Annotated in this window: 14 protein-coding genes; 9 read left to right on the forward strand and 5 right to left on the reverse strand. The window is 65.4% G+C overall.

Going from position 1 to position 12,914, the window contains the following annotated elements:
- Positions 1–36: 36 nt before the first annotated feature.
- On the forward strand, positions 37–381 hold the full coding sequence (locus HAP41_RS18365) for a DUF1491 family protein (RefSeq protein ID WP_166098553.1): 345 nt from the start codon (positions 37–39) through the stop codon (positions 379–381).
- Here the strand turns inward: HAP41_RS18365 and HAP41_RS18370 are convergent.
- Positions 378–1,352 carry a DUF2336 domain-containing protein gene (locus HAP41_RS18370; RefSeq protein WP_166098548.1) on the reverse strand — a complete coding sequence of 325 codons (975 nt, stop codon included), beginning with the start codon at positions 1,350–1,352 and terminating at the stop codon, positions 378–380. The two genes, HAP41_RS18365 and HAP41_RS18370, sit on opposite strands and share 4 nt — an antisense overlap.
- Positions 1,353–1,608: 256 nt before the next feature.
- Here HAP41_RS18370 and HAP41_RS18375 point away from each other — a divergent pair, with 256 nt between their 5' ends.
- Together HAP41_RS18375 and HAP41_RS18380 are read left to right on the forward strand one after the other, a co-directional pair.
- Complete coding sequence (locus HAP41_RS18375; RefSeq protein ID WP_014496746.1) at positions 1,609–1,797, forward strand: hypothetical protein; 189 nt, start codon at positions 1,609–1,611, stop codon at positions 1,795–1,797.
- A gap of 15 nt (positions 1,798–1,812) precedes the next feature.
- Positions 1,813–2,574 (forward strand): hypothetical protein, encoded by a 762-nt coding sequence (locus tag HAP41_RS18380; RefSeq protein WP_166098544.1) that lies wholly within the window; start codon positions 1,813–1,815, stop codon positions 2,572–2,574.
- Here HAP41_RS18380 and HAP41_RS18385 read toward each other — a convergent pair.
- Positions 2,571–3,434 carry a LysR family transcriptional regulator gene (locus tag HAP41_RS18385; RefSeq protein ID WP_166098541.1) on the reverse strand — a complete coding sequence of 288 codons (864 nt, stop codon included), beginning with the start codon at positions 3,432–3,434 and terminating at the stop codon, positions 2,571–2,573. The two genes, HAP41_RS18380 and HAP41_RS18385, sit on opposite strands and share 4 nt — an antisense overlap.
- Positions 3,435–3,527: 93 nt before the next feature.
- On the opposite strand from HAP41_RS18385, the gene HAP41_RS18390 reads away from it, so the two are divergent.
- Positions 3,528–4,355, forward strand: a complete 828-nt coding sequence (locus tag HAP41_RS18390) for an MBL fold metallo-hydrolase (protein WP_166098538.1) — start codon at positions 3,528–3,530, stop codon at positions 4,353–4,355.
- Here the strand turns inward: HAP41_RS18390 and HAP41_RS18395 are convergent.
- Positions 4,352–5,248: a LysR substrate-binding domain-containing protein gene (locus HAP41_RS18395; protein WP_071917605.1), complete on the reverse strand. Its 897-nt coding sequence runs from the start codon at positions 5,246–5,248 to the stop codon at positions 4,352–4,354. The two genes, HAP41_RS18390 and HAP41_RS18395, sit on opposite strands and share 4 nt — an antisense overlap.
- 136 nt (positions 5,249–5,384) lie before the next feature.
- Between HAP41_RS18395 and HAP41_RS18400 the strand changes: the two genes are divergently transcribed.
- The 5 genes from HAP41_RS18400 to HAP41_RS18420 all read left to right on the forward strand — a co-directional run bounded on the left by HAP41_RS18400 (position 5,385) and on the right by HAP41_RS18420 (position 11,105).
- Positions 5,385–6,146: an SDR family NAD(P)-dependent oxidoreductase gene (locus HAP41_RS18400; RefSeq protein ID WP_166098535.1), complete on the forward strand. Its 762-nt coding sequence runs from the start codon at positions 5,385–5,387 to the stop codon at positions 6,144–6,146.
- 22 nt (positions 6,147–6,168) lie between these two features.
- The gene (locus tag HAP41_RS18405) at positions 6,169–7,014 is read left to right on the forward strand and encodes a transketolase (protein ID WP_166098527.1); all 846 of its coding nucleotides are present in this window, start codon (positions 6,169–6,171) and stop codon (positions 7,012–7,014) included.
- Entirely contained in the window at positions 7,011–8,021 is a 1,011-nt protein-coding gene (locus HAP41_RS18410) for a transketolase family protein (protein WP_166098524.1), read from the forward strand. Before HAP41_RS18405 ends, HAP41_RS18410 begins: the two co-directional genes overlap by 4 nt.
- 169 nt (positions 8,022–8,190) lie before the next feature.
- Positions 8,191–9,216, forward strand: coding sequence for a TRAP transporter substrate-binding protein (locus HAP41_RS18415; RefSeq protein ID WP_166098520.1), 1,026 nt, complete (start codon positions 8,191–8,193; stop codon positions 9,214–9,216).
- Positions 9,217–9,257: 41 nt separating this feature from the next.
- Entirely contained in the window at positions 9,258–11,105 is a 1,848-nt protein-coding gene (locus tag HAP41_RS18420) for a TRAP transporter large permease (RefSeq protein ID WP_224581024.1), read from the forward strand.
- 139 nt (positions 11,106–11,244) lie between these two features.
- On the opposite strand, the gene HAP41_RS18425 is transcribed toward HAP41_RS18420, so the two are convergent.
- Both HAP41_RS18425 and HAP41_RS18430 read right to left on the reverse strand, forming a co-directional pair.
- Entirely contained in the window at positions 11,245–12,324 is a 1,080-nt protein-coding gene (locus HAP41_RS18425) for a Cj0069 family protein (protein WP_166098508.1), read from the reverse strand.
- Positions 12,325–12,484: 160 nt separating this feature from the next.
- Entirely contained in the window at positions 12,485–12,892 is a 408-nt protein-coding gene (locus HAP41_RS18430; protein WP_166098503.1) for a GFA family protein, read from the reverse strand.
- Positions 12,893–12,914 lie beyond the last annotated feature (22 nt).

The raw sequence follows: 12,914 nt of genomic DNA on the forward strand, positions 1-12,914 counted from the left end.
TGGTGCTGATTGCAGCACTGGCCTATCGTGCTCTTCATGCGTTTGAAATCAAACATTTGGGTTTCCGCCTACCTGCGCCGGTGCCAGACCGAAGGCGTGTTCGGGGCGGTGCGTCGTCGCGGTGCCGAGGAGGCGGGCGCGGTATTCGTGAAGGTGTCGCTGCTCGACGGCAACGCGATGCTGTACGTACCGGCGCCGCAGACCGTCTATGACGACGGCCGGCCGGTCGATCGCTTCTTCGTGCCACTTGCCGCGCAGCCGATGCCTGAGCCAGCGGTCGAGGAGCGCCTCACCAAGGAAATCCGCTTCGATCCGGACGCCTGGATCGTCGAGACCGAGGACCGCAATGGCCGTCACTTCCTCGAATTGGCGAAGACCTAGCGGTCCGATCCGTCGGTGCCCGTCCGCACCGCGGGCGCGGAGCCCGGCTGCACGCCCGGCCGGGTCTGATTGGCGCCCGCACGCGCGCGCTGGCGTTCGCTCTCGTGCAGCGACGACTGGTATTTTGCGCGCGTGACCGCGAGCGTCGAGCCGCGCCAGGCCGCCAGCATCACGAGCGCAGAGCGGTCGCTGAGCCGGTCGTAGAGCCGCGACAACCGGTACACCGCATCGACCGACGTGCCGATCTCCGGCTTGAAGAACAGGAGGATGCGCTGGAAGTTCGGGCTCGGCATGTCGAGCGCGCGCGCGGCGATTGCGAGCGCTTCGCCACCGGCATCGTCGACGATCTGGGCTGCGACGCGCGAGGGCAGGATCAGGCTGTCGCCGAGCTCGTAGGTGAAATTCTCGACATCGTTGGCGATTGCCGCCATCTCCAGGATCTGGATCGCACGCTTGGCGCGCACGGTCGGAATCCGCGGCGCGGCCTTCAGCGGGGTCTGCCCCAGATTGTGCAGGACCAGCGCGCGCTGGGTCGCATCGGCGCGGAAGAACATGTCGTGGATCTCGGCCGCTTCCTTCGGCTGCATCGCCATGTTGGCGGCCATGCGCAACTCGGCGTCGGTCGGCGTGCGAGCAGGCGAAGCCGCCTGCGGGGAGCTGCGAATTTCGCGCGCCAGCGGAACCCTGCGGCCTTCCTGGGTCGCAACCAGCCCGAGTTTCTGCAGGACCGGGACGGGCGTCTGCGGATAGATCGCAAGCTTCGCCTTGACGGCCGCGCGCGTCGCATCGTCGACCTGGTCGATCAGCCGCGTCGCAAGCTCGATGAACTGGCGCTGCTCGTCGTCGCTGTGGGTGGGCGCCTGGACATAGAGGTCCGTCAGCACGCGCAGCAGCGTCGGGCGAACATCGACGCCTTCGCGACGGGAGAGGCTCATCAGCCCGTCGAATCCGGGAAACAGCGACTTGGTCATGGAGAGATACGCGACCTGGAAAAGATACTCGTCCGCGAGCCTAACGCAGGTTCCTTTAAAGGCTCGTTAAGGAAAACGAGGCGTGAAGTCGACCCCATCATTTCAGGTGTTGTCGTCCCGCAACGGGACGCGGGAGGCCGGTCCGTGAAGTTACGGTCCGGAAGGCGCGTTTACACCCCGTTAACCATGAACTGATCTTAATGAACGCACGTTGCACCAGCGCGCTCGGTCGCGCGGCAATTGATAGAGAGCTGATATGGGGACCATTATCGAATTTCCGGCCGGTCGCCGGGCAGGCTCGTCGGGGGATGCCACGCCGCGTACGGAAACGGGAACGATTCTGATCCTCCCCGTGATCCGCATCGAGCGCCAGACGGAAGAAACCAGCGGCGATCGCGGGCCGGAGCAGGGCACAGCGCCGGGGCGCCGTCGTCGTCGCCGCTAGCATTCGGCTTTTGCAATGCCGGATGCCATCCGCCAGATCCGGCCTGTCGTAACGGCCGTCCTGCTCGCACTCGTCGGTGCGACGCTCGGCGCGTGCAGCGGCGGCGATTTCGGCCGCACCCGCGCTGACATGCGCAGCGACGACATGCATCGCTGGCTCGGGGCCGAGGCCACCGGCAGCGTCGGCCTGAAGTCGTCCCAATTCCAGCTCACCGACGCGGAGCGCCAGCTTCGCGATCTCGCTTATCCCATGATCGAGCCGCCGCTGTCGCGGCCCGCCTGGAAGAGCGTATTCGGCGACTACAGGGCGCTGCCGTCGCCCTGGCAGCAGAAGGTCGTGTTCGACCGCACCATGTATGGGCGCACGCTGATCGACGAGCCGCATCGCTCGCATTCATCGCGCTATGCGCAGCTGATCGAGGACGTGCGCAACGACATCACCCGTTTCGAGCCGTTCTTCGGCTCCGCGATCCGCGTCATCGATCTCGACAGGAAGCGCGATGCGAGCATGGCGCGCGTCTCCGAGCTCTCGCCAAGGGAGAGGGATGATGCGGTCGCGCGCATGCGGGAGAACTCGCTGATCATCCAGTGGGTGCAGCTGTGCCTCGAGCAGCGCGTCTCGTCCTACCGCTGGGCGCTGGAACGTCTGGTGATCCAGGCGCCCGACGGCATGGCCGCCGATGCCGACCGCCTGATCGGCGAACTCGCGGCCCAGACCGCCAATCCGCCGGTTGCGGCCCAGCCGCCCTATGGCCGCGCAGTCATCTCGAAGGGCTAGGACTTCCTGCGTTTGTTGCGCCGTGGGCTGGTCGGATCCGGCTTGCGCCGCTGCTTCTGAAGTTTCCCGACAAAATCCTTCAGCGCATCCGCCAGCGGCACTGATGCGCGATAGGCAAGCCCGACCTCGCGTTTGACCCTGACCTCGATCTCGCGCACCGCGACGTCGGGATTGCCGCGCGCCACGCCTTCCGGGACGATCGCAATGCCGACGCCGGCCGCGACCAGCGCCATCGCCCAATCCTCCGATTGCGCGATCGCCGCGGTCTGCCTTCGTTGTGAACTCCGGCCGAAGAATTCGCTTTGCTCGCAATGGCAGCGGTCGATCAGAGGGACGCCGGCGAGATCGGCAGCCCGCAGCTTCTCCTTCAGCGTCAGCGGATGCGAGGGCGGAAGTGCGGCGACATAGCGCTCGCTCCACAGCGCGACGAAATGCTCGTCGGCGCGGAGCATGCTCTTCGAGATGATGCGCGCATCGGCGCGCTCGTCGCTGCCGACGAGGCGGAGCGCGATGTCGGTGCGCGCCGTCAGCGGCTTCAGCAGCGCGATCGTGCGGGGCACGTCGAGCGTGCGCATCAGTCCCAGCGTGACGGTGGTCTTCGTATTCGGCTTCCTGAACAGGCTGCGTGCGGCGTCCGCCTCGTCGATGATGCGGCGGGCCAGCGCATGAAACTGCTCGGCTGAGGCGGTCGGCGCGACGCCCTTCTTGTGCCGGATGAACAGCGTGGTGCCGAGCTCGGCCTCCAGATGGGTGATCGCGGTCGAGATCGACGGCTGCGACACGAAGCAGGCGCGCGCCGCCGCGGTCAGATTGCGCTCGCGGTACACGGCGGCGAAGTATCGAAGCTCGCGGATGTCCATAGGAATAGCCTAGAGATAGTATTAATATTCAATATTTTACCTATAGATTGCCCGATGGCAAGAACGCCCTGCTCACAACAGCAGGAACGCGCCATGAAGATCCACCACCTCAACACCGGCACGATGTGCCCGATGGGCCGCCGCCTGGTGAACGGCACCGGCGGCCTGTTCCAGCGCGCGCGCCTGGTCTGCCATTGCCTGCTGGTCGAGACCGGGGACGGCCTCGCTCTGGTCGACACCGGCATCGGTCTCGGCGATATCGCTGCGCCCGGTCGGCTTGGCCGGCGATGGCTGCGGCAGACCGCGCCAAGGCTCGATCCGGCGGAGACAGCGGTCGAGCAGGTGAAGGCGCTCGGCTATTCACCCAGTGATGTCCGTCACGTGCTGCTGACGCATCTCGACCGCGACCACGCCGGCGGCGTGCCGGACTTTCCCCATGCCGCGATCCACGTCCACCGCGCCGAATACGACATGGCGGTGCTACGCAAGCCCGCGCCGCCCGAAGGGCGGTATGTCACGGGGCAGTGGAGCCATGGGCCGGGCTGGACATTCTATGGCGAGGCCGGCGAGGACTGGTTCGGCTTCAAGGGCGTGCGCGCGCTCGGCGACAAGGAAGCCGACATCCTGATGATCCCGCTCGCCGGTCACACGCTCGGCCATTGCGGCATCGCGGTGCGATCAGGTGACAAATGGCTGCTGCATGCCGGCGACAGCTATTTCCACCACGCCCAACTCGACCCGTCGCCGCGGGTGCCGTTGATGCTGGGTTATTTCCAGCGCCGCGGCGACATGGATCGCAAGATGCGGATCGCCAACCAGGCGCGGCTGCGCACGCTGAAGCTCAACCACGGCGACCGCGTGAGCATCGTCAACAGCCACGATCCCGTCGCCTATGAAAGCTGCCGCTGCGGTGCGCATTAGGGTGTCGAAGCCAGGCCGCCGGCCGCAAGCTCACGCGTGATCCAGTCGGCAAAAACCCGGATCGGCCGACGCTGCCGGCTTGCGCGTGGAAAAACGAGATGGTGGCCGACATAACGGATGTCGACCGAGCGTCCCGCAAGGGGCGCAACCAGCCGCTTTGTCGCGATTTCCCGTTCGGCCAGCCGTGTTGATTCCAGCGTCACGCCGAGGCCGCTCGACGCCATCGCGATCGCCAGGAAGCTGCGATCGAAGCGCATGCCGTGAATGGCCGGCGCTTCGAGCCCGTTTGCGGTGAACCATTGGTGCCACTGCACCTGCTTCACGTCCGAGCGGATCAACACCTGGTCGAGCAGGTCCTTCGGTTTGCGAATTTTTTTCGCGAGTTCCGGCGTGCATAAGGGCGTTACGGTCTCTTCGCCCAACGGAATGACCTCGACGCCCTCCGCCCTCGGCTGGCCGTACACGATGTCGATGTCGAAATCGTCGTTGCTGAACCGGGCATATTCCGTGTTGGCGGCGAGTCGGACCTCGAGCTTCGGCTCGGCGGCCATGAAGCGGGCGAGGCGCGGGGCGAGCCACTGGGCGGCAAAGCTCGGGGCGCAGTGCACCCTCAGCAATTGCGGTCCGCGGCCCGCGACCTCTTCGATGCCCCGGCGCAGATTGTCGAACGCGGCGCCGGCGTGACGCATCAGGTTCTCGCCCGCCGGTGTCAGGCGGACCGCGCGGGCGCTGCGCTCGAACAAGGTGGTGCTCATCGCGCTTTCGAGCTTGCGAATGGCGTGGCTCACCGCGCTCGGGGTGAGATGAAGCTCGTTCGCCGCATCCCGGAACGAGCCAGTGCGTGCGGCCGCCTCGAAGGCGCGGATGGACGATATCGGGATACTGGACAGCAGCATCCGACAAGTGAACCAAATTCACCCATGCAAGACAACAGCGCGTTTGTGGGAAATCAGGCGGGGCATAATCAACCGAGTCAAGAACAGCGGCGCCTTTTGGGGTGCCCGGCAACAGCCATTCAGGGAGGAGTAGATGCTGCTACGCGGCAAGACTGCAATCATTACCGGAGCGGCCTCTCCGCGGGGCATTGGACTTGCAACCGCCCGCCGCTTTGCGGCCGAAGGGGCCCGGGTCGCCATTCTCGATATCGACGGCCCTGCGGCGGAAGCAGCCGCGCGCAGCATCGAATCCAGCGCCGGCGAGCCGCATCTCGGACTCGCCTGCAACGTGGCCGACAAGGAAACCTGCATCAGGGCCGTCGAGGCGGTCATCGCGAAATTCGGCCAGATCGACATCCTCATCAACAACGCGGGCGTGACCCAGCCCGTGAAGCTCCTCGACATCAAGGCCGAGGATTGGGACCGCATCCAGGATGTCAATCTCAAGGGCATCCTGTTCCTGTCGCAGGCCGTGATCCCGCACATGCAGAAACGCAAGAGCGGTTCGATCGCATGCATGTCGTCGGTCTCCGCCCAGCGCGGCGGCGGCATCTTCGGCGGACCACACTATTCGGCGGCAAAGGCCGGCGTGCTCGGGCTCGCCAAGGCGATGGCGCGCGAGTTCGGTCCCGATGGCATCCGCGTCAACTGCGTGACGCCGGGCCTGATCGGGACCGACATCACCGCCGGCAAGCTCACCGACGAGATGCGGGCGAAGATCCTCGAGGGCATTCCGCTCGGCCGGCTCGGTGAGGCCGCTGACGTCGCCGGGATCTATACCTTCCTCGCCTCCGACCTCTCGGCCTACGTGACCGGTGCGGTCATCGACGTGAACGGCGGCATGCTGATCCACTGAGCGGAGGAGAGGAGAAACGATCATGACAACACCGACACTCGCAAACGCGCCGACGCTCGCACAGCGCGCCCGCAACATCCGCCGCAACGCCTTGCTGATGGGCGAAGTCCAGGGCCAGGGCTACATCGCACAGGCGCTCGACATCGCCGATGTGCTGGCGGTGGCCTATTTTCACGCGATGCGTTTTCGCGCCGAAGATCCCGCCTGGGAAGGCCGTGACCGCTTTCTGTTGTCCAACGGACATTATGCGATCGCGCTCTATGCGGCCCTGATCGAGGCCGGGATCATTCCCGAGGCCGAGCTGCAAACCTACGGCTTCGACGAGAGCCGGCTCCCGATGTCGGGCATGGCCTCCTATACGCCGGGCATGGAGATGTCCGGCGGCTCGCTGGGCCTTGGCCTTGGCATCGCCGTCGGCATGGCGCTCGGGCTGAAGCGCAAGAAATCGGCAGCGCGCATCTTCACGCTGTTTTCGGACGGCGAGCTGGACGAGGGCTCCAAATGGGAAGCCATCATGTCGGCCGCTCATCACAAGCTCGACAATCTGATCGGGGTCGTCGACGTCAACAATCAGCAGGCCGATGGTCCCTCCGGGCAGATGCTGGGGTTCGAGCCGCTGGTCGACAAGCTCAAGGCGTTCGGCTGGTTCGTGCAGCGGGTGGACGGCAACGATCTTGACGCGGTGGTGGGTGCCTTCGATGCCGCGATGGCGCATCCGGAAGCGAAGCCCCGCATGATCGTCGCCGACACGTTGATGGGCAAGGGCGTTCCCTTCCTGGAGCAGCGCGAAAAGAACCACTTCATTCGCGTCGAGCCGCACGAATGGCAGCTCGCGCTGTCTGCACTGAACGCGGGAGACCAGTCATGAAGTCCGCCGGATCGACACCGTCCGCAAAGCCGCGGCTGACCACGTCCGCCATGATCGCTTCGATTGCGGCGGAAGGGCAGCGCACCAAACCGGCGCCCTTCGGTCACGCGCTCGTCGAACTCGCTCGCAGCCGTGAAGACGTCGTCGGCATGACCGCCGATCTCGGCAAATACACCGATCTGCACATCTTCGCGCAGGCCTTTCCCGATCGCTATTACCAGATGGGCATGGCCGAGCAGCTGCTGTTCGGCGCCGCCTCGGGCCTCGCGGCGGAAGGCTTCATGCCGTTCGCGACGACCTACGCGGTGTTCGCCTCGCGGCGGGCCTATGACTTCATCCACCAGACCATCGCGGAAGAAGACCGCAACGTGAAGATCGCCTGCGCGTTGCCTGGCCTGACGTCGGGCTATGGACCGAGCCATCAGGCCGCGGAGGACCTCGCGCTGTTCCGCGCGATGCCCAACATGACGGTGATCGACCCCTGCGATGCGCACGAGATCGAGCAGATCGTGCCGGCCATCGCCGCGCATCGCGGACCGGTCTATATGCGGCTGTTGCGCGGCCAGGTGCCGCTGGTGCTCGACGAGTACAATTACCGTTTTGAGCTCGGCAAGGCCGCGCTTCTGCGCGACGGCGCCGACGTCTTGATCATCTCCTCGGGTATCATGACCATGCGCGCGCTAGAGGCTGCCCAGGCCCTGTCCGATGACCGCATCAACGTCGGCGTCCTGCACGTGCCGACGATCAAGCCGCTCGATACCGAGGCGATCCTGCGCGAGGCGGGCAAGCCGGGCCGCCTGGTCGTCGTCGCCGAAAACCACACCGTGATCGGCGGCCTCGGCGAAGCCGTCGCGGCGCTCCTGATGCGCTCGGGCGTCCATCCGGCGTTCCGGCAGATCGGGCTTCCCGACGAGTTTCTCGCCGCCGGCGCGCTGCCGACGCTGCACGACCGCTACGGCATCTCGACCGCGGAAGTGAAGCGGCAGATCAAGGAGTGGCTGCGCTAGCGGCGCACGTAGCCACCATTCACGATCGATCGGGCCAAAATGTTTCGCAGCGCTGCTGCGGAGAACGAGAGCTGCTGTCCAATGCCGGCGCATCGAGAGCCGGCCTGCAGCAACAGCTGGCGGCGAGAGCCGTCGCTACAGATCAATCCATGCTCAACAGGAGGAGACGATGCCCCCGCGGAAGCCAATCACCCTCAGCCGTCGCAAGCTGCTCATGGCCGGCGCAGCCGTGCCGCTATGCGGCATTCTCACGCGTCCCGCTTCGGCCGCGGAATTCACCTACAAGCTCGCGACCGGCCAGGATCCGCCCCATCCCGTCAACGTTCGCGCGAAAGAGGCGACCGACCGCATTCGCGAGGCGACGAGCGGGCGGCTCGAAATCAATCTCTTTCCGGCCAACCAGCTCGGCTCCGATACCGACCTGCTGACGCAGGTGCGCAACGGCGGCGTCGAGTTCTTCAATCTTTCCTCGCTGATCCTCGCGACGCTGGTTCCGGCGGCGGGTATCGTCAACCTCGGCTTTCTGTTCACGAGCTATGATGCCGTCTGGAAGGCGATGGACGGTGAGCTTGGCACCTACATTCGCGCGCAGATCGCCAAAACGCCGATCATGACGGTGTCGAGCGCCTGGGACAACGGCTTCCGCCACGTGACGTCCTCGGGCCGCGAGATCAGGACGCCGGAGGACCTCAAGAATTTCAAGCTGCGCGTGCCGGCGGCGCCCAATCTGACGTCGCTGTTCCAGGCACTCGGCGCTGGACCCGCGCCGATCAATTTCAACGAGGTCTATTCGGCGCTGCAGACCAAGGTGGTCGACGGCCAGGAGAACCCGTTGCCGATCATCGCGACGGCCCGGCTCTACGAGGTGCAGAAGACCTGCTCCCTGACCGGGCATGTGTGGGACAATTACTGGATCCTCGGCAACAAGCGGGCTTTCGAAAAACTGCCAAAGGACGTGCAGCAGATCGTGACACGCGAGTTCGACCGCTCGGCCAAGGACGAGCGCGCCGACATCGCGAAGTTGAGCGACACACTGCGCTCGGATCTGACCGCCAAGGGCATGCAGTTCATCGAGGTCGACCGCGGCGCGTTCAGGCAGGCGCTGGCGAAGACGAGCTTCTATGCCGACTGGAAGGCCAAGTTCGGTGAAGAGGCCTGGGCGCAGCTCGAGAAAGCGGCGGGCAAGCTGTCATGACCGCGATCAACCATATGCCGAATATCGATCAGGGTGCCGCAATGGCGGCACCTCAGTCAGGTGTGCACCTGTGGGCCGCCAGCGCCAACAAGGTGCTTGGTCATGTGGTTGCGATCCCGGCGGCACTGCTGGTGCTGGCCGAGATCGTCGTGTTGTCGGCCGGCATCGTCGGAAGATATGTTTTTCACGCTCCGATCATCTGGGCCGACGAGCTCGCCGGCATTCTGTTCCTGTGGCTCGCTATGCTGGGATCGGTAATTGCCTTCCAGCGTGGCGAGCACATGCGGATGACGGCTATCATCGGCATGCTTCGGCCCGACGCCCGCGCGTTCCTGGATGTCGTTGCCGCCGCGGCGTCGTTGGCGTTTCTCCTGCTGGTGATCCACCCGGCTTACGAGTTCGCGGCCGACGAGGTGTTCGTCACGACGCCGGCGCTCGAAATCGTCAACAGCTGGCGCGCTGCGGCGTTACCCGTCGGCATCGGATTGATGCTGGTCGCCGCAGTTCTGCGGCTGGCTCGCATCGCCGGCTTGCGGAGCCTGCTGGCCGCCGTAGCGCTCGTCGCCGGGATCATCGCCGCGCTTGTACTGGCGGGGCCGCTGCTCAAGCCTCTCGGCAATCTTAACCTGCTCATCTTCTTCGTTGTCATCGTCGGCGCCGTGGTCCTTGCGGCGGTGCCGATCGCGTTTGCCTTTGGCCTTGCAACCGTCGGCTATCTGGCGCTGACGACGGGCACGCCCGATGTGGTCATCATCGGGCGCATGGACGAAGGCATGAGCCATCTGATCCTGCTGGCGGTGCCTCTGTTCGTGTTCCTCGGCCTGCTGATCGAAATGACCGGCATGGCGCGTGCCATGGTGGGATTTCTCGCCAGCCTGCTTGGACATGTGCGTGGCGGTTTGCACTATGTGCTGGTCGGCGCGATGTACCTGGTGTCGGGAATCTCGGGTTCCAAGGCGGCCGATATGGCAGCGGTAGCGCCCGTGCTGTTTCCCGAGATGACCAAGCGGGGCGCCAAACCCGGCGATCTCGTCGCGCTGCTTGCTGCAACCGGCGCCCAGACCGAGACCATCCCGCCCTCGCTCGTGCTGATCACGATCGGCTCGGTGACGGGCGTGTCGATCGCGGCGCTGTTCACCGGCGGTCTGCTGCCCGGCATTGTGCTGGCGATCGGGCTCTGCTCCGTGGTCTGGTGGCGATACCGCGGCGAAGACCTGTCGCATGTGAAGCGCGCGAGCGGGCGCGAGATCGGCCGCGCCTTCGTCATCGCGATTCCGGCGATGGCTCTGCCCTTCGTCATCCGGGCCGCGGTGGTCGAGGGCGTTGCGACGGCTACCGAGGTGTCGACCATCGGCATCGTCTACTCGGTTCTCACCGGACTTCTGATCTATCGCCAGTTCTCCTGGCGCCGCCTTTATCCGATGCTGGTGGAGACCGCGTCGCTGTCCGGCGCGATTCTGCTGATCATCGGTGCCGCGACCGGGATGGCGTGGGCCCTGACCCAGTCGGGTTTCTCGGCATCGCTCGCCAAATTCATGACCGCGCTGCCGGGCGGAACACCGGTCTTCCTCGGCGTTACCATCGTGGCGTTTGTCATTCTGGGCAGCGTGCTCGAGGGCATCCCGGCCATCGTTCTGTTCGGGCCGCTGCTGTTTCCGATCGCGCGTCAGGTCGGGGTGCACGAGGTGCATTACGCGATGGTCGTCGTTCTCGCCATGAGCATCGGTCTGTTCGCCCCGCCGTTCGGCGTCGGCTACTATGCGGCCTGTGCCATCAGCCGCATCAGTCCCGACGAAGGCATCAAGCCGATCATCGGCTATATCGTGGCCTTGCTGATCGGCACGCTCGTGGTTGCCGCGATACCGTGGATATCGACCGGCTTCCTGTGACGTGAGGTGGCGCGGGCCCGTCAGCGCTGCCCGGTGCGGGGCGCGTTGATCGCGCCACCACGGGCCTCGACAACGCCGCCCGTTGTGCACGGAAATATCGGACGACGTCACAGCACGGCTGCCGGCCTACTGTTCCGCGCTATGCGCCCGAACGCACTGCTCGAGTCCGGAGCAAGCGGTACTTCACCGTTCGGGCGATTGCCGCCGGTGCGTCGTCGGGAATCGCGAAGCATGAGCTCGCGTTGATTTCGCACAGGACGTAGTTGTCGGTGCCGGCGGCGTCGCGGGGCCCGTACAGGAAGTCCGCGTCCCAGATCACTGGCAGCGACGGCTCGTCGATGCCGAGCATGTCCATCAGCTGCGGCGTCCATTCGTTCTCCATCGATCTTCGGAGCGCCTGGAATTGCGAAGCATCGGGTCCGTGCATGATCCGTGGGCCCGGCTGCGCCTCAGGTGCGTCGGGGCCTTCCGGCGGCGGCGGGATCAGGGCCTTGATCAATTGATGCCCGAAGCCCGCGACCTTGGCGCCGCTCATGTAGCAGCGGATCATGCCGTCGGGCAGACGGGGTTGGAACGCCTGGTCGATGATGCAGCCGCCCCATCCGAAATACGGTTCGCAGCGGGCGAGGAGGGCATCGAGCGGTACGTCTTCGGGTAGACTGCCGCGTTGGGCATGCAGTACGCGAACCATGGCGTCCGCGTTGGGCAGGGCCTCCACCTTCCACACCCCTCGGCCACCATTGCCGCGATTTTGCTTGAGCACGCGCGGACCGTTCGCCTGAAGGCGCGAAGGAAATTCGGCGCGGAAGCTTGCGGCGGTGTCATAGCGATGCGTGTCGGCTCCCCAGCCGAGATGACGCGTTCGGTAGAGCACGTCCTTGACGCCCATCTTCAGGATCACGTCGGGATGTGCGCTCACCCATGGCCCTTGCGCCGCAACGTCGCGAAGCAGCGGGTCGAGGGCCTCGCGCGTCTTGCCCTGATGGATCGGATCGACCCAGACGAGCACGCCATCGACGGCGAGCAGTTGATCGCGGACGGCGTCGGCGAAGATCTCGTCGTAGATCACCGGCCGGGCTTCGATGCCGACCGCGGCGAGTGCTTCGAAAACGCGGACGAAGCGGCTGTTTTGCGCCGTCGTGTCCCGGCGCGCGGCAGCGTCGCCGCGGGAGAGGATGGCAACGGTATGGCGGAGAGGAGGGTGGCGTTCGGTATCCATGCGCAAGCTCCACGAATGGCGTGCTGCGCAGAGCTTGGACCGAGGTCTCACGGGGAGTCTGCTTCGTCCCCACGCCGATCAATCTACGTGAGATCGTGCGGCCGTTGCAAGATGGTGTTTGTGCGGTTCCATCCAGATGGCGAACGCTTCGCGCGCGCCGCTACGGTGGCGGAGGATAGCGGTCGAATGTCGGCAGTTCGTGCGCGCGCTCCATCCATCGAAGGCGCTCTGCGACCTGGATGTGCATCGTCGCCGGTACGGCATCGGGATCGTCGTAGGTCGCGCTCTGGACGTCGATGACCCCGGGTAACATGTCGGCATTGACATAAAACAGGCCGGTTCCGCAGTCGCCGCAAAAGTGCCGCCGGGCATGTTCCGAGGAGTGATACACCTTGGGCTCGCCCTTGGTCACCTTGACGGCATCGTCCGCGTACATCGTCCAGCCGACGACGGGAGCGCCCGCGTGAAGCCTGCAATCGCGGCAGTGACACAGCGCATGCACGATCGCTTCGCCCTCGACCTGATAGCGGATCGCGCCGCAGTGACAACCGCCGGTGATGGTGCTCATGCGTTCCTCCCGATGGAAGACA

This window comes from Bradyrhizobium barranii subsp. apii, assembly GCF_011516635.5.
GTDB lineage: Bacteria > Pseudomonadota > Alphaproteobacteria > Rhizobiales > Xanthobacteraceae > Bradyrhizobium > Bradyrhizobium barranii.